Raw genomic sequence first — 16398 nt, 5'->3', positions numbered from 1 at the left:
GTCGACACGTCGCCGATGTCCTTGGCGCCACCCTCGCTGAACTTCGCCGGAAGCGGCATCTCCGGGGGTACATGGTCCGGGCCACTCACACAGCCTGACAGAACAGACAGTGCGGCAAGGATTGCATATCGGTGCATAGGGTCTCCAACGGGATGCTCGGCGATTCTCTAAGAAATTATTACCGCCTATGGTTAATTTTTCACTTCTCAATACCCCTTAACCACAATCCAAAAAGGAAGCATGCGTGATGACGAAACGGAGGCGTTGATGCCGGCCATTTGAGCGCGCGCCCCGCACGCCAATTGCATGAATATGACTATGCCGCGATCCGAGTGCACAATCGCATACCGATGCAACAGCGGCGCGCAGCACGCAGTGGATGAGGATCTTCGCGCAAACTCAACTCATGAGACTTGACGCAGCTTACGCTGTCAACCGCCGTCTAATGTGGAGCGCATGGCCCTCGAGTAGTCGCTCCCCGCCGGGGCGGCGAGTGCCCGGCTGCTGATCGCGGCCTGTTTCCTTACCTGGTCGAGAGGCAGGTCGGTACGGACCAGGCCGCGGTCGTAGAGGTAGTCCGGCAGGTAACCAGATGCGATGATGCGCCAGTCGAGCGGGATGCCGGGATCGATCAGTCGGGCGAGCTTGAAGACGATCGTCGTGCAGTTTGCCGTGATCGTCTGGTAGAATTCGGGCTGTGCCGCCAGCGCGTTGGCCTTTTCAAGGTAGGACAGGAAGAGGGCGCGCGCTATCTGCGGGGAGACACGGAGCGGATAAAGCGACACGGTCTCCCGGCGGATGTTGGTGCGCAGGCGGACGATGTCGCTCTCTTCCGCAGCTATCAGCACCAGTTCGAACTCTTTGAAGAAGCCGCCGATCTCCGAGAATGCCTCGCCTCGTTCCTTTCGGATCTCGGCCGAGAATACGACATGGCGACCATCCGCAAAACCGAAGCTGACAAGGGTATGGGCAATCGCGGGGTTGCTCCAGACGGAGTTCAGCAAATCGACCGACCGGAGCGTGGCGAGGTCATATTGCTCGGTTTGCCAAAACGGATCGAAGTCTTCGGTCGTCCGCCATTGAAAGTTCCGGACGTTGTGCAGGATGATCTGGTCGCCTGTTATCGTTGCGGTGACACCGTGGGCAACGTCGGCCGCCCACTCCCGGTTGTTGCTCGGCTTGATGCCGCTCCACCAGTAGGAAACCGCGAGCATCGCCGCCAGTAGAAGCACACCGGCGAAAAGCAGGCGCCGCCTGGCAGTCAGAATGGCGATCAGTCCGACGAGAAAGCCAGCGGCGATGATTGGCCATTTCCATGTAGAAGGCGCCTGATAGAAGGCGGCAAGGGCAAACCATCCGGCGAAGGCAATGGCTGCAAGCCGGAAGACGAAGCGAGCGATAAGTACCAGAATTCGCCACTTCCGAGGCTTTGCCGCAGTGGAGATAATTGCCATTGTTTCGCCCCCGCGAACGCGCCTGCCTGCCAATCGGAAGGCGCAATATCGCGCGGCCTTCCAGGAAGCGCAAACCACCGGAACGACCGACGCCCGCTTCAATGGCGGCCCCAGATCCCACCAGCGGTGCGAGCGGGGCCGCCTCGTTGAATTATGCGGATGCGGCTTCGCTCGAACTGCCTGAGAGCGCCTTGCGCAGCCGCTCCTCCTGATCCGGCGCCAGCGAAGTTTTCAGGACGCGGCCGCGCAGCCCCTGGAGCTCGGCGAGAACCTTCTCCGGTTGCGCCTTGCGCACGAGGATGAAGAGAGCGGAGGAGGAATTCGGTATGGTCCCGCCAAGAGACCTGATGAACTCGTCGTCGATACCATAGTCAGTGAGCGAGCCGGAGATCGCGCCGGTGCCTGCACCGACGAGGCCGCCGATTGCAAAGCCTGCGAGCGGATTGAGGAACAGCAAGCCGACAAGACCGCCCCAGAGGGAGCCGGACAACAAGCCTGATGTGGCGCCGATCGCCGTCAGGTTGAGGCTCTGCTTGAGATGGACCTTGCCGGCCTCGTCTCGAACCACCACGACTGCATCTTCGAGATCGACGAGGTATTCCTTCTTCAGGCTGTTCAATTTCAGCAGCACCTTGTCTGCTTCGTCCATGGCATCGAAGCCGATGACAACGAGTTCCGACATTGTCCGTTCCTTTCGTTTGATGGCGAGGATATGGAGCATGACGGCTGGCAGACGTGCGCCAGCCGGGGCCCATTGATCGAACGCGTAGATCTTCCGCCAGTCTGCTTTCATGTCAACGAGCAACCAACTGCGCGCCGCAGCCTCAAGCGCCTTATCGAGCATTCCGAAGTCAGATTTGCGCATCATATGCGTATTCCCGATCTGCATCGGTATGATGAACGGTGTCATTGCGAAGTAAGGCCGCATCCAGCCATGACCACTGGTTGGGACAGGCTGGAGCCCCGGCGCTGCACAATGCTCGTCGCATTTCTCGACGAGCTCGCGTTCCCACTGAAGAGGGTCACTCGGTAAGGACGTGACCGTAACAAACGAGCGTCAAACGTAACAGCGAGCAGAAGTGCCTTGGCCTACTGGGTAAGCGGCTGTGGCTTAAAGTCTCCCTGAAGAGTTTCATCGGCAGGGCGTTTCTTGGCCTGCATCGGCTGCTCAAGCACTGTCACTGGTGCGGCGACAGCCGTGGCGGCAACGTTGCCGATGGTTGTCACCGTGCCGCCGACCACAGCGGTCAGCCCTTGGCCGAGCGAGACATTCGAGTCCGTCAGCGTCTGCCCGGTGATGATGCGTTGGCCAATCAGTTGAACGATTTCAGGACTTTCGGCGAACTTGCCATGGTTCAGACCTTCCCCCTTCACCTTGGTAAGATCGATCGCCGTAATGCCGGCAGCTTCGAGTTTCGAGCGATAGGGCTCCACGGTCGGGTCAATCGAGCCCAAACGCGAGACCTTGCCGGTGATGAAGCTTGACACTGCAAGCGCCTTGTCATCCTGCGACACGAAGATCGTGAACTTCGGCGTCGGCGTGCCCATCTCGGCGAACTGTTTTGCGAAGACCTGAATGTCGATATCAGGGGAAGCGAGGATGACGTTGTGAATCTTGCTGTTCACATGGCCGTCGCGGATGCCCATCTGTCGCAGCGACTCCATGGTGAGCCAGGTGCCCATGGAGTGGGCAAGGATGGTGATGTCCTTGACATCCGGGTCCGCGGCGAGCGTTCGCAGCCCCTGCTCGAGTGCTGTGCGCGAGTAGTTGGTGCTCTCCTTGTCGTATTCGTAAGCCGTGAGTTGCGCGCGTGAGGGCCAGGTGAAGAGAAACGGCGTCGCCTCCATGCCGGAATCGTGGACGATCTGGGCGAGGCGGAAAACCGAGTCTTCGTATTTGTTATTGAAGCCATGCACGAAAACCAGCGCGTGACCGCCTTGAATATGCTGGCGAAACCAGGCACGGCCCTGCGCTTGCGTCTCGATCTCTCTGACGCTGGTCACCGCAAAGTCGGTCGCGGGGTTGGGCGGCAGTCGCCTCGGCCATTGGACGGTGCCGGGCTCCCGTTTTGGCGGTATCGAGACGTCGACCGCCGTCAAGTAAGGTTTCGGGCTGCGTTCGCCGGTAAACAGCGTTGCAGGGTCGCCGGACGGTTCGCGGGTGGTGGCGACCAGCATGCTGACTTGCGAGGTCTTCGGCGTGGCCGCCGTCAGCGCAATGGGTGCCATGACCCCGCTTGGATGACCACAACCGGCAAGAAGTGCGGCGACGAGCAGCGGTGCAATTGTCCGAACAGCGCGGGCAGCGATCACGTTTCCGGTCCCCTCGTTTGAAAACGCAAGCACCTTACGGTGGCCGGGCCAAAGTGAAAATACCTTACAGTAACCACGCAGATGTTACGTGCAATTCGCGCAAGACGCCTACGTGCCGCGACGAGTTTTGGGCAAGTGTTACCGAACCGCAACGAGTGCACGCCGCTTGTCTTCTGGGCGGCTCCAGTCCGATCCTCGCGGCGCCCCTTTCGTCCTCATTTGTCCTTTTGTGAATTCGGTTCACAGATCCTTGGACCAAGTGACCGCTTATCATCGAAATCCAATGCCTCCATATGTCCGCCAGTCAACCACGCCGGCAGGCCGGCAGTCATTTGAGGCACATTATGCCAATTGCTCTTTTTGCTTTGACGATCGCGGCCTATGCGATCGGAACCACAGAATTCGTCATCGTCGGACTGTTGCCGACTGTCGCTTCAGATCTTCATATCAGTCTGCCGCTGGCGGGATTGATCGTCAGCGTTTATGCCTTGGGTGTCACTTTCGGCGCACCCGTGCTGACGGCGCTGACCGGACGTATCGAAAGGAAGCCACTGCTTCTCGGCCTGATGGCACTCTTCGTCATCGGCAACGGCATGGCGGCAATCAGCCCGAGCTACGCGCTGTTGCTGGTCGCGCGCGTGCTTTCGGCCTTTGCGCATGGCGTCTTCTTCTCTGTCGGTTCGACCATTGCGGCCGATCTCGTTCCCGAAAACCGTCGTGCTTCGGCGATCGCTATGATGTTCATGGGCTTGACGGTCGCCATCGTCACCGGCGTTCCGCTTGGCACGATGATCGGCCAGGTCTTCGGCTGGCGCGCAACCTTCGCCGCTGTTGCCGGCCTTGGCGCAATCGCCTTTCTTGCGATTGCCGTGTTGCTGCCGTCGAACCTGAAGAAGGCACCAGCCGCCGGCATCGGCGACCAGATCCGCGTGCTCGGCAGCGGTCGCCTGCTTATCGTCTTCGCCATGACAGCGCTCGGATATGGCGGTACCTTCGTCGCCTTTACTTTCCTCGCGTCGATCCTGCAGGAAATCACCGGGTTTTCCGCCGGCACCGTCGGCCTCGTTCTCGTGGTCTACGGCATCGCCATCGCCATCGGTAATGTCGCCGGCGGCAAGCTCGCCAACCGCAGCCCTGTACGTGCCTTGACCGGGCTCTTCATCGCCCAGGCAATCGTGCTGGTGCTCTTCAGTTTCACGGCAGCATCGCCCTGGCTGGTCGTTCCGACGCTGGCAGCACTTGGCTTCCTCTCCTTCGCCAACGTGCCAGGGCTGCAGATCTACGTGGTGCAGTTGGCAAAGCAGGTTCGCCCCGCCGCCGTCGATGTGGCATCGGCCCTGAATATCGCAGCCTTCAACCTCGGCATCGCGGCGGGTGCATGGATCGGCGGTCTGGTGGTCGAGTCCTCGCTGGGGCTTGGTGCAACGCCATGGGTTGGTGCAATCCTCGTCGTGGCAGCGCTGGTTCTGACACTCTGGAGTGGTGCTCTGGATGGCCGCTCGGCATCCGATGCCGACACCGCGAGCCAGCCTGCCTAACCACGGCGACGGGAATCCCCAACATCCCGAGATCGGTGGTCGACGCGAGCCCAATTGCGTTGGCCACTGTTACTTTGTGGACGGCGGAGTACCTGTGCCTTAACCCGGCGAAGGAGGCTGGCGCTGCGCGGGAAGCATTCTTTGCCAGTCGTTTCCGATGTTTCTTTTCCCGGTAAAATTGTGTCGTCGTCGTCCACAATTTTCTTGCCTAATAGCGGCATGCTGCGACATACTCAGCGCAGCTGATAGCCACTTGTATGCATGCTTCGAAACACCTTGCGCATTTGCGTTCTTCACGCAGTTGGGGTTCGATCAATGGTTTATCTGTCGCCTTTTCTCAAGATATCGGTTGCAATGCTCGCCACTTGCGGGGCGTCGCTTCTGTCCAGTACATCCGCATATGCACAAGATCCCCTTGACGATTTTCCGCTGGTTATCAGTTGTGAATACAAGGGCACCTACCACGCATTCTATTTGTCGAGGGTGACGAAAGACGGCACCGCCACTTTTTCAGCCTCCGACCGGATTGCGGGCACGATTACGCTGGACGGTAAAGCAAAGGCCGTCGGCGGATCCGATGGGGGAAGTTGCGTGGGCAAAACCCTCAAGGAACTGCGCGCGTCAGGGCAGGCGCACGACCTCAAATCTTAGCCCTGCAACGCCGCGATTCTGGGCTATTGGCTTCGACCAGGGCCATCTTTCGCGCGGGCGATGGAGAGGCCCCCAACCTACGTCGCACGAGCTGGCTTGATCTGTAGCGTGAAGCTCAGCTATTGGCGCGACGCGAGGGGGAAGAGGCATGGAAGAGCTGCGAACTCCTTTCAAGGTAACAGCGGGTCGCTTTCTGCGCTCGGTGAGGATTTTCATGTCCTCGGAAGTCGGCGGCGCAGCCAAGCTTCTGACGGCAAGCCTTGTCGCGCTCTTCCTCGTGATCAACGGGCTCAATGTGCTGAACAGCTTCGTGGGCCGGAACTTCATGACGGCGATCGCCGACAGGCAGATCGCGGAATTCGCCCGGCAAGCCGTATTCTATCTTCTCGTGTTTGCTGGCTCCACGATCGCATCGGTTTATGCGCGCTTTACGGAGGAGCGGCTAGCACTCACCTGGAGAGACTTTCTGACGCGTCGCGCCGTCAATCTCTATCTTACTGACGGAGCCTTTTACCGCCTCGGTGTTTCGGGCGAACTCTCGTATCCGGATCAGCGCATTTCGGAAGATATCCGGGCATTTACCGTGACGACACTGTCTTTCTTGCTGATGATCTTCAGCAGCGGGCTAACGATCCTTTCATTTTCAGGCGTACTTTTATCGATCAACCCCGTCTTGTTCGCCGTGGCCTTCATTTATGCGGCTTGCGGCTCGCTTCTGACGATCTGGCTGGGGCGCCCGCTCATCAAGCTGAACTACGACCAGCTCGATAAAGAGGCAAGTTTCCGTACGGGCCTCATTCAAGCGAGGGAGAACGCCGAGCGAATCATACTCACCGGCAGTGAGTCGCGCATGAAGTCCTTTCTTGCAAGCCGAATTGATGATTTGGTGACCAACTTTCGCAGCATAACATCCGTGAACCGCAATGTCGGCTTCTTCACGACGGGCTACAACTGGCTGATCCAGATCATCCCTGCTTTGATTGTCGCACCGGCCTTCTTCCGCGGTGATATCGAATTCGGGGTGATCACCCAATCCGCGGCAGCATTCGCAATGCTGGTGGGCGCCTTTTCGCTGATCATCAACCAGTTCAACTCGATCTCCAACTTCGCCGCGGTCGTGGCGCGACTAAACATGCTTTTGGAAGCGATAGAGAACTCGCAGCAGCGCGTCGGATCCGACATTCGGATCGACGACACCAGCGAGGGCCTGTCGTACGAGAGGCTCACGATACTGTCAGAGTGGGACGGCTTGCCGTTGTTGCAGGAGTTGACCGTAGCCATTCCGCCTCGTGCTCGCGTCCTTGTGACATGCGCCCGAGAGGACCAAGGGAGCGCGCTTTTCAGGGCCACCGCCGGTGTTGCTTGTCCCGGTTCTGGCCGAATATTTCGCCCCGCCGCCGAACGGATACGCTTCCTGCCGCAGCAGTCCTATTTTCCGACGGGTACGCTTCGACAACTCATCGTTCCGTCGGACGCGAGCACAGAAATTCCGGACGAACAAACTTCGCTGCTACTTGCCGAATTCGGACTCGAGCGCATTTCTAAGGCAGAGGGATTTCAACAAGAAGTGGAATGGCATACGTCTCTGACGCAAAGAGAGCAGTGCTTGCTGATGCTGGCGAGCGTGTGCGTTGCGAAGCCGGATGTCATCTTGCTTGAGAGGGCCGAGGTTATGGTTGGCTGGGATACACTTTTCCGGATCATGACGCGCTTTGCAAATGACGGCATCGCCTGCGTTCATATCGGGAGCGCCGCCAACATATCATCCTATGACGCCATCCTGGACCTTGGCGATAGTGGCGGATGGCAATGGAGGAAACCCACATAACCGCGCAGACGCTTCTGCGGCGTGCAGCACGGAGATTGCGACGACAAGAAAGTCGATAGGAGGCTGACGATGACGAATGCCGCTCTTGCAACCGACGATTATCTGAAAACGAGCACTCCGCTTGGAGCAGAGGAACTCCGCTTGATGGACGCCTACTGGCGCGCATCGAACTATCTTTCGGTCGGGCAGATTTATCTGCTCGACAATCCGCTCCTGAAGCAACCCCTCAAGCGGGAGCACATCAAGCCGAGGCTGCTTGGCCACTGGGGAACGTCGCCTGGCTTGAACATGCTCTATGTGCATTTAAACCGAGTGATCAAGCGCGACGATCTCAACATGATTTATGTGATCGGGCCTGGCCATGGTGGGCCATCACTGGTCGCGCATGCTTATCTGGAGGGGACCTACAGCGAAGTCTACCCGAATATCGGTCAGGACACCGAAGGGATGAAGGCTTTGTTCAAGCAGTTCAGCTTTCCCGGCGGCATTCCGAGCCATGTCGCCCCCGAAACGCCAGGAAGTATTCATGAGGGTGGCGAACTCGGCTATGCGTTGAGCCATGCCTACGGCGCGGCCTTCGACAATCCGGATCTGATCGTCGCCTGCGTTGTTGGCGACGGCGAGGCCGAAACCGGTCCGCTTGCGACGGGATGGCATGGCAATAAGTTTCTCAATCCTGCCCGTGACGGATGCGTGCTGCCGATCCTGCATCTCAACGGCTACAAGATCGCCAATCCCTGCTTCCTAGCCCGCATCCCCAAGGACGAATTGCGGAAGTTCTTCGAGGGGATGGGCTATGCTCCGCTTTTCGTGGAAGGTCATGATCCTGACAAGGTGCAGCAGCAGCTGGCGGCAGCGATGGATACAGCCGTCGGCGAGATCAACCGGATCTGGGCGGAGGCGCGTGAGAAGGGTAATCTGAAACGCCCGGCGTGGCCGATGATCGTTTTCCGCACGCCAAAGGGCTGGACCTGCCCAAGCGAAATCGACGGCAAGAAATGCGAGGACTACTGGCGGTCGCACCAGGTTCCGATGGGCGACATGGATAAGCGGGAACACATCGAGATCCTTCGGCACTGGATGCAGACGTACAAACCTGGAGAGCTCTTCGACGACGACGGTAAGCTGCGCGCCGAATTCGCGGCGCTCGCCCCGGCTGGCAATCGCCGGATGAGCGACAATCCGCACGCGAACGGTGGTCTGCTGCTGCGTGACCTGAAGATGCCAGATTTCCGCGACTACGCCGTTCCCGTGCCGAGCCCGGGGGCGACAACGACCGAATCCGCCCGGGTGATGGGCACGTTTCTTCGCGATGTCATGAAGATGAACCTGAACACAAAGAACTTCCGGCTGTTCAGCCCCGACGAGAACAACTCGAACCGCTGGCAGGATGTGCTCGAGGTCACCAACCGCTGCTACATGGCGGAGATCTATCCCGAGGACGATCACCTGTCGCCCGATGGCAGGGTGATGGAGGTGTTGAGTGAGCATCAGTGCCAAGGCTGGCTTGAAGGCTACCTTCTGACAGGACGCCACGGCTTCTTCTCGTGCTATGAGGCCTTCATTCACATCATCGACTCGATGTTCAACCAGCACGCCAAATGGTTGAAGGTGTGTAATCACATACCTTGGAGGCGGCCGATTGGATCGCTCAACTACTTCTTGAGCTCGCATGTCTGGCGCCAGGATCATAACGGCTTCAGCCATCAGGATCCGGGGTTTATCGACCACGTCGTCAACAAGAAGGCCGAGGTGATCCGCGTCTATCTCCCCGCGGACGCAAACACGCTGCTTTCCGTTACCGATCATTGCCTGCGTAGCCGCAACTACGTGAACGTCGTCGTGGCCGGCAAGCAACCGGCGCCGCAATGGCTGACTATGGATGAGGCGATCAAGCATTGCGCCGAGGGCCTCGGCATTTGGGAATGGGCCAGCAATGATAAGGGCAGTGAGCCTGACGTCGTGATGGCGTGCTGCGGCGACGTTCCGACGCTCGAGACGCTGGCGGCGGTGCAATTGATCCGCGAGCATCTGCCCGAACTGAAGGTGCGCGTCATCAACGTCGTCAACCTCATGAAGTTGCAGCCATCAAGCGAGCATCCCCACGGTCTTTCAGACCGCGATTTCGATGCGCTCTTCACCAAGGACAAGCCGATCATCTTCGCGTTCCATGGATATCCCTGGCTGATCCACCGGCTGACCTACCGGCGCACCAACCACGGCAATCTGCATGTGCGCGGATACAAGGAGGAGGGGACGACGACGACGCCATTCGACATGGTCGTTCTCAACCAGCTAGACCGCTTCCATCTTGTCGAAGACGTCATCGATCGGTTGCCGCAACTCGGTTCCCGCGCCGCCTACTTCAAGCAAGCGATCCGCGAGAAGCTGATCGAGCACCGGCAATACATTGAAGACCATGGCGATGACATGCCTGAAATCACCGGTTGGAAATGGGGCGTCCAGGGGCGGCCAGCAAAGACGCAAAGGACGTCGACGGAAGGCGACAATACCTAAGGCGTTCGGCCCGCAACGTGCGGCCGGGCTGCATTTCGCGGGCGCCGATGACGTCGGTGCAGTATACAAGTCACTGCTGTGACGACGCTCGGGCGGCGATTTGCATATTGGCGAGTTGAGGAGCGCCGTCAGGCGCGAAGCCCGTGTGGAAAGGGGGAAGTCATGGTCGAGGTACCCACCCCAAACATCGAGTCCGCGCCGAGCGACGAGGATTTCGCGCGACTGCAGTTCACGACCCTACTCTATTACCTGCATTGCACGAACCCGGACAACGGGCTCGTCCGCGACAAGACTCAAGCGGGCGCGCCGGCGAGTATCGCCGCCATCGGCATGGCGCTTGCCACTATCCCTGTCCTTGTGGAGCGCGGTATCATCATTCGTGAGTTTGCTGCCAAGATCGCCCGACGGCGGCTTGATTTTCTCCTGCATTGCCACCAGGGTCCCGAGCCGGACGCCTCGGGCTATAAGGGCTTCTTCTACCACTTCCTCGATATCGAAACAGGACGTCGGGTATGGCAGTGCGAACTGTCGACCATCGACTCCGCCTTCCTGTTTGCCGGCGCCCTGACGGTCGCCACTTACTTCGATGAGGATACGGCTGACGAAGCAAGGATCAGGCAACTTGCTGCATCGCTCTACGAGCGGGCAGACTGGAACTGGGCATGTGACCACGGCGCGACCCTGACGCACGGCTGGCGCCCCGAGAACGGCTTCATTCCCTACCGCTGGCGCGGCTACGACGAAGGCTTGCTTCTCTACATACTGGGGCTCGGCTCGCCGTCGCATCCCTTGCCGCAGGAAAGTTACGCGGCCTACACGGCAAGCTATGACTGGCGCAACATCTTCGGACGCGAACTGCTCTACTCCGGTCCGCTCTTCACGCACCAGCTTTCGCATATGTGGATCGATTTCCGCGGCCTCCGCGACGAATTTATGCACGAACATGACAGCGACTATTTTCAGAACAGCAGGCAGGCGACGTTCGTCCACCAGGAATATGCGATCCGAAATCCGATGGAGTTCGAAGGCTATGGCGAGCACTGCTGGGGATTTACCGCAAGCGATGGACCCGGCTGGCTGACGGCGGAAGTTGACGGGGTGCGCAGGGAGTTCTTCGACTATATCGCCCGCGGGGCACCGTTCGGGCCGGACGACGGGACGGTCTCGCCGTGGGTCGTCGTGGCGTCTCTGCCTTTCGCACCCGAGATCGTCATTCCAACCGTCCTCAACTGCGGGCGCATGAATCTGGGAATGACGCGGCTCTACGGGTTCAAGCCATCGTTCAATCAGACTTTCAAGGTTGCAGACAGTCCTACAGGGTGGTGGATCAGCCCCTGCCACTTCGGCATCGATCAGGGCCCGGTGGCGCTGATGATCGAGAATTACCGGACCGGCTTCCTATGGAATCTGATGCGCAATTGCGAACCTATTGTCAGGGGACTGCGCCGCGCCGGCTTTACCGGCGGCTGGCTTTAGCCAGCGTTTGTGCATGCGGACTTGTACGATGGTCGCGCACGCCGAGTTCGATCAATGGGAACCGCGAAGCTGATTGTCCACGAGCCAATTCCGGTTGAAAACGCGCTTCGCTCCATCGGTTGCCTGGGAGGTCTGCACGATATCCTCCCGCAACCACCAGTCGAGCGAGGTGCCGGGCGGCGAGAGTTTTCCTTGTTCAAGGTTTGCCGTGACCAGGATTGATATCGATGGGTTCCGCGCAGACTTCCCTGCCGCCGTTTCGGCAGCCGACAGAGCAAAAAGCGGCGCGACGATGCCCGTCATGAGGACGGACGCGTAGACTGGTAGCGTTTGCGAGTACGACATAACATGCACCCCGCTGGAACTGCAGCAATACTACAATGTCGCAAGTCAAACCTGTAGTCGAGCCTGTATTTTGTGTGCTTCGTCCAATGAGATGCCGCGGGGATAGGAAGCACCCCGCGCTGGATTTCTGTACCTTTACTTTGACCGTCTGCGGCGGCGACCGGCACAAGCGCTATCGCTTCAGCAGTAGCCGTGTTGGCTCGAGGCTGCACCATGCGGATCTCCGTCAAAACGAGAGCGTTGCGGCCCCCTCCTTGATCTCGGCATGCATCGCGCTTGCGCCGACGATCACGACACCATCGAGGAGGTCTTCCTGATCGTAGCCGCGCGACTTCACGCATGGTGGGCAAGCCCAGATCGTGCCGCCACGGTTCTGAAAGTCCTCGATCAAATTCGTGAGGGGGTCGAGAGGAGGGACATGCGTCATGCGCTGGCCGCCTTTTCGCACCAAATCGATCGCGGTGCTGGTGAGGAACATCGAGACTTTGAGCCCGGCGGTGATGCCGCCGTTGGCGATCGTGAAGGCAACGGACGAAAGCTCGGAATCAATTCCCTTCGTCAGGAGCACGACCAGTTTTTCAGTCGAGGTTTGCATAGTATTCTCCTCCAGTTGAGTTGTACCTGTTCACTCTAGGGAGGCGGGAAGCACCTGTATTTGGCCGAGATGCGTGAAGACTTATCCAAAAGTCCTCAACCGACGCGCGGCGTGGCGCGGGATGACGTTCTGTCGACGCTTCTGTCAGCGATGCGCCTTTCGGGATCGCTGCAGTTCTGCTTTATGCCGTCTGGCGCCTGGCAGACGGATGACAAACCTTCCCTGGCCGCTCTCTCGGGAAAAGCAAGCGGTACGGTGCCGTTCCACATCGTCGTCGCGGGCCAATGCTGGCTGAAGATTGAAGGCGACGAGGCAACCTTGAATGCAGGTGATGTGCTGATATTCCCCTTCGCTACCGGACACCAATTAGGGGCAGGGGCAGGCGGCGTATTGGTCGAACCCATGCGCGAATTGCCGCCGAAGCCGTGGCGGCAGATCCCCGTTCTCCGGCATGGAGACGAAGCGGACGGCGTGAGGCTGCTCTGCGGCTACCTGCAATGCGATGCGCTGCGCTTTGAGCCACTGAGGAAGGCGTTGCCCAAGCTCATTCATGTGAAAACGCTCGGCGCGAATGGTGGAGACTGGCTCCGTGCCACCATCCGGCAGATGGTTGACGAGGTCGATAGGCCACGTGCGGGTGGAATTTCCATGCTGCCGCGGCTGACCGAAATGATCTTCATCGAAATTCTCCGCCACCAGATCATGACGGCCGAGCCGCGGAGTGTCGGTTGGCTGGCGGCGCTGGCGGATGAGGCGTTGTCGCGGTGCCTTTCCATCATTCACGACGACCCGACGCACGACTGGTCTTTAAAGGAATTGTCGATCACCTGCGGGATGTCGCGAAGTGTACTGGCGGAGCGGTTTAAGACAATCCTTGGTACATCCCCCATCAGGTACATGCGGGATTGGAGGCTCTATCTTGCCAGCGTGTCGCTGGCGACGACCGGAGCGCCGATCGCCGCCATTGCTTATGAAGCCGGATATGCGACGGAGGCGGCTTTCAGTCGAGCCTTCTCCCGCGCCTTCGGCACACCACCGGCGACGTGGCGCACAGAGGCGCAGAATTCTCACGCGGCCTTGGGCCAAAGGCCACCTCGCAGCACACCGTGAAAGCCTTGCGGTGCGCTGCACAGCGAGCGGGCTGTTTGGCGCTCTAAAGTGGGCCGTCGGGTCTCAACCCGACGGCCTTTCAAGATCGCAACGTTCTAAATGCGGCTCTGACCTCGTCGCTGAACAGTTCAGGTTCTTCCCACGCCGCGAAGTGCCCGCCTTTTGCGGCGCGATTGTAGTAGATGAGCTTTGGATATGCCCTGGATAGCCAGCTCTTCGGCGGCTTGTAAACTTCTCCGGGGAATACCGTGACGGCAACCGGAACTTTCACCGGGGTCAATTTCACTCCCGAAGCAGTGTTTTCCCAATAAATCCGCCCGCTGGAAGGGCCGGTGTTCGTCAGCCAGTAGAGCGTGATGTTGTGGAGGATAGCCTCCTTGTTCAGGGCCTTCTCCGGATCTCCACGCGTGAAGACCCAATCGGCCATCTTATCGTAGAGCCAAGCGGCCAAGCCGACCGGCGAATCCGCGAGGCCATATCCGACCGTCTCCGGACGGGTACCCATGATGGCCGCGTAACCGAAGCCGTTGTTCAGGAAGTCGCGGGTTTCTTCGAAGACGGCCTTCTCATCTAGAGACAGGCTATCCGGCGCGGGTCCACCGCTCTTGAGAGCCTGCGCAGCTTCCGGTGGGAAAGTCGTCGCGCGTTCGACCCTGTTGACATGGATACCCAGCAATCCTTCAGGTGCCTGACGACCCAGGGCGTCGCTGATGATCGCGCCCCAGTCGCCGCCTTGCGAGACGTAACTGTTATAGCCGAGACGTTTCATCAACGCGTCCCATGCTGCTGCTATCCGCTGCGGGTTCCAGCCCGTCGCAGTCGGCTTCTGCGAGAAGCCGAAACCAGGGATCGAGGGGAGCACTAGGTGGAAGGCGTCTTCAGCGCTGCCGCCGTAAATAGTGGGATCTGTCAGCGGGCCTACGACATTCAAAAGTTCGAACACCGACCCCGGCCATCCATGCGTCATGATCAGTGGCAGTGCGCCCTCATGCTTCGAACGAATGTGGATGAAATGAATGTCCAGGCCATCGATGTTCGTCAGAAACTGGGGCAGCGCGTTCAGCTTCTCTTCGGCCTTTCGCCAGTCATAGGACGACTGCCAGTAGTCTACCAAATCTCTCAGTCTATCGGGCTGGACACCCTGAGAGCGGTCGGTCACCGTTTCGCCGTCCGGCCACCGCGTCGCGGCAAGGCGTCGCCTGAGGTCCGTTAGCGCGGCCTCGGGAACTTCGGCTCTGAACGGACGGATATCCCCGCCGCCAGCCTTCGTCACGTCAACGGCGTTCGCCGCGGTTGCCGCCAAGGGGAGGATCGTCGTCGCAAGTCCAATTGCCGCACCGCCAAACAGCAGTGAGCGCCGTGACATATGGATTCTTTCGATTGATTGCTGGATCGTCATGACATGCATCCTTTGCGCGGGAAGCTTCCAGGGCTCATTTGACCGGCTCGACGAGTGCGACGCCCTTGCTGACGACATAGGTCGCCAATTCGGAAGCCTTGCCGTCACCGACGTTCTTGGCGGTGTGCGGCACTCCCGAGGGAATGAACAGCGATTGGTCGGCCTTCAGCGTAACGGGCTTGCGGCCCTCGATCCGGTATTCCAGCGTGCCCTGGAGGACGACCGCTATTTCTTCGTCGGGGTGCTTGTGATTGGTTGCCAGAGCGCCGGGATTGCGATCGACTCTCGTCTGGATGGCTTCCTTTCCCGGAACGCTGATATTGCTTTTGGCGACATCGATGCGCTGTATATCAAGCTGCTGTGCCTGAGCTGTCTGAAGCGACAGGACGCCAAGTGCCAGGGCTGAGATGATCGTCATACGCGTTTTCATATGTTTCCCCCTTCGAAGATGGTGGGAGGCGTGGGCAAGGTACGCCACGCTCCCGAGAAAGGTTGGTGGTCGCAATCAGACCTGATCCGGACCTGCACGGTAGATCAGGAACTTGTTGCCTTCAGGATCGCGGAAATAGGCACAATAGGGGCCTTCGCCGTTTTCGCCTCTCGGGCCCGGAGCTCCTTCGTCGGAGCCGCCCAGCGCCAAAGCGGTCGCATGCGCTTCGTCGACCTTGGCACGGGAGCGAGCTTCGAAAGCAACCATTCCACCATTGCCGACGGTGGCCGGCTTGCTGTCAAACGGTTTGATGACGCCGAATTCCAGCGTCTGGTAGCCATAGTAGACAGCGCGGCCGGGCTGGACGAGAACGCGGCCGATCCCGAATACGCCAAGCAGTTTGTCGTAGAATGCCGAGGCGGCATCCAGGTCGTTGGTCCCGACGGTCGAATGGCCCGGCAGGCCACGCACCGTCTCGGGCCGGGCGGCATGTTGTTTATTGGCTGTCATGTCGTTCATGTCCGTCTTCCTTTTGGCTCAGGGGTTCAATCGCGGCCATCTCGAATGCGAGCTCTTCGGCCAGCGAGTGGGAAGAATCTAAGCGGGGCAAGCTTGCCTCGGTACTCAGGGAAACTGAGAGCCAGCCTCTCGTTTCGATGCCCTGAATAGGCTTCGATGCAGGGCGCTGAGCGCCAGCTCGCTATCCACAAAGATCGTCGACGACACCGTGCACGTTTGTATT

The 16398-nt window shown here is 59.3% G+C and carries 14 protein-coding genes; 6 read left to right on the top strand and 8 right to left on the bottom strand.

The window, feature by feature from the left end; genetic code table 11:
• Window positions 1-431 precede the first annotated feature (431 nt).
• From FHT71_RS29635 to FHT71_RS29625, 3 genes are all read right to left on the bottom strand, one after another.
• Window positions 432-1454 (bottom strand): DUF4105 domain-containing protein, encoded by a 1023-nt coding sequence (locus FHT71_RS29635; RefSeq protein ID WP_183723108.1) that lies wholly within the window; start codon window positions 1452-1454, stop codon window positions 432-434.
• Between the two features lie 151 nt (window positions 1455-1605).
• Complete coding sequence (locus FHT71_RS29630) at window positions 1606-2136, bottom strand: DUF1269 domain-containing protein (protein ID WP_007800363.1); 531 nt, start codon at window positions 2134-2136, stop codon at window positions 1606-1608.
• 407 nt (window positions 2137-2543) lie between these two features.
• Entirely contained in the window at window positions 2544-3683 is a 1140-nt protein-coding gene (locus FHT71_RS29625; RefSeq protein WP_132594754.1) for an alpha/beta hydrolase, read from the bottom strand.
• Window positions 3684-4111: 428 nt separating this feature from the next.
• Between FHT71_RS29625 and FHT71_RS29620 the strand changes: the two genes are divergently transcribed.
• From FHT71_RS29620 to FHT71_RS29600, 5 genes are all read left to right on the top strand, one after another.
• A complete protein-coding gene (locus tag FHT71_RS29620; protein WP_183723106.1) occupies window positions 4112-5305 on the top strand; it encodes an MFS transporter in 1194 nt (397 codons plus the stop codon).
• 315 nt (window positions 5306-5620) lie between these two features.
• The gene (locus tag FHT71_RS29615; RefSeq protein WP_007800355.1) at window positions 5621-5956 is read left to right on the top strand and encodes a hypothetical protein; all 336 of its coding nucleotides are present in this window, start codon (window positions 5621-5623) and stop codon (window positions 5954-5956) included.
• Window positions 5957-6104: 148 nt separating this feature from the next.
• Complete coding sequence (locus tag FHT71_RS29610; RefSeq protein WP_132594738.1) at window positions 6105-7784, top strand: SbmA/BacA-like family transporter; 1680 nt, start codon at window positions 6105-6107, stop codon at window positions 7782-7784.
• Between the two features lie 69 nt (window positions 7785-7853).
• A complete protein-coding gene (locus FHT71_RS29605; protein WP_183723104.1) occupies window positions 7854-10301 on the top strand; it encodes a phosphoketolase family protein in 2448 nt (815 codons plus the stop codon).
• A 162-nt stretch (window positions 10302-10463) separates the two neighbouring features.
• Window positions 10464-11777: a glucoamylase family protein gene (locus tag FHT71_RS29600; protein WP_132594734.1), complete on the top strand. Its 1314-nt coding sequence runs from the start codon at window positions 10464-10466 to the stop codon at window positions 11775-11777.
• A 51-nt stretch (window positions 11778-11828) separates the two neighbouring features.
• Here the strand turns inward: FHT71_RS29600 and FHT71_RS29595 are convergent, their stop codons facing one another.
• Window positions 11829-12122 carry a hypothetical protein gene (locus tag FHT71_RS29595; protein ID WP_132594732.1) on the bottom strand — a complete coding sequence of 98 codons (294 nt, stop codon included), beginning with the start codon at window positions 12120-12122 and terminating at the stop codon, window positions 11829-11831.
• A 226-nt stretch (window positions 12123-12348) separates the two neighbouring features.
• Window positions 12349-12717: a DsrE family protein gene (locus tag FHT71_RS29590; RefSeq protein WP_132594730.1), complete on the bottom strand. Its 369-nt coding sequence runs from the start codon at window positions 12715-12717 to the stop codon at window positions 12349-12351.
• Window positions 12718-12786: 69 nt separating this feature from the next.
• On the opposite strand from FHT71_RS29590, the gene FHT71_RS29585 reads away from it, so the two are divergent.
• Window positions 12787-13827 (top strand): AraC family transcriptional regulator, encoded by a 1041-nt coding sequence (locus FHT71_RS29585; protein WP_132594752.1) that lies wholly within the window; start codon window positions 12787-12789, stop codon window positions 13825-13827.
• 79 nt (window positions 13828-13906) lie between these two features.
• Here the strand turns inward: FHT71_RS29585 and FHT71_RS29580 are convergent, their stop codons facing one another.
• The 3 genes from FHT71_RS29580 to FHT71_RS29570 all read right to left on the bottom strand — a co-directional run bounded on the left by FHT71_RS29580 (window position 13907) and on the right by FHT71_RS29570 (window position 16175).
• On the bottom strand, window positions 13907-15226 hold the full coding sequence (locus tag FHT71_RS29580) for an epoxide hydrolase (protein WP_132594728.1): 1320 nt from the start codon (window positions 15224-15226) through the stop codon (window positions 13907-13909).
• A 34-nt stretch (window positions 15227-15260) separates the two neighbouring features.
• Window positions 15261-15656, bottom strand: a complete 396-nt coding sequence (locus FHT71_RS29575; protein ID WP_183723102.1) for a cupin domain-containing protein — start codon at window positions 15654-15656, stop codon at window positions 15261-15263.
• A gap of 75 nt (window positions 15657-15731) precedes the next feature.
• Window positions 15732-16175: a VOC family protein gene (locus tag FHT71_RS29570; protein WP_007800336.1), complete on the bottom strand. Its 444-nt coding sequence runs from the start codon at window positions 16173-16175 to the stop codon at window positions 15732-15734.
• Window positions 16176-16398 lie beyond the last annotated feature (223 nt).

It is taken from the genome of Rhizobium sp. BK060, from assembly GCF_014193145.1.
Taxonomy (GTDB): domain Bacteria; phylum Pseudomonadota; class Alphaproteobacteria; order Rhizobiales; family Rhizobiaceae; genus Rhizobium.
Note: the sequence above shows the minus strand (reverse complement) of the source record. Positions and strands in the feature narration are given on the sequence as shown.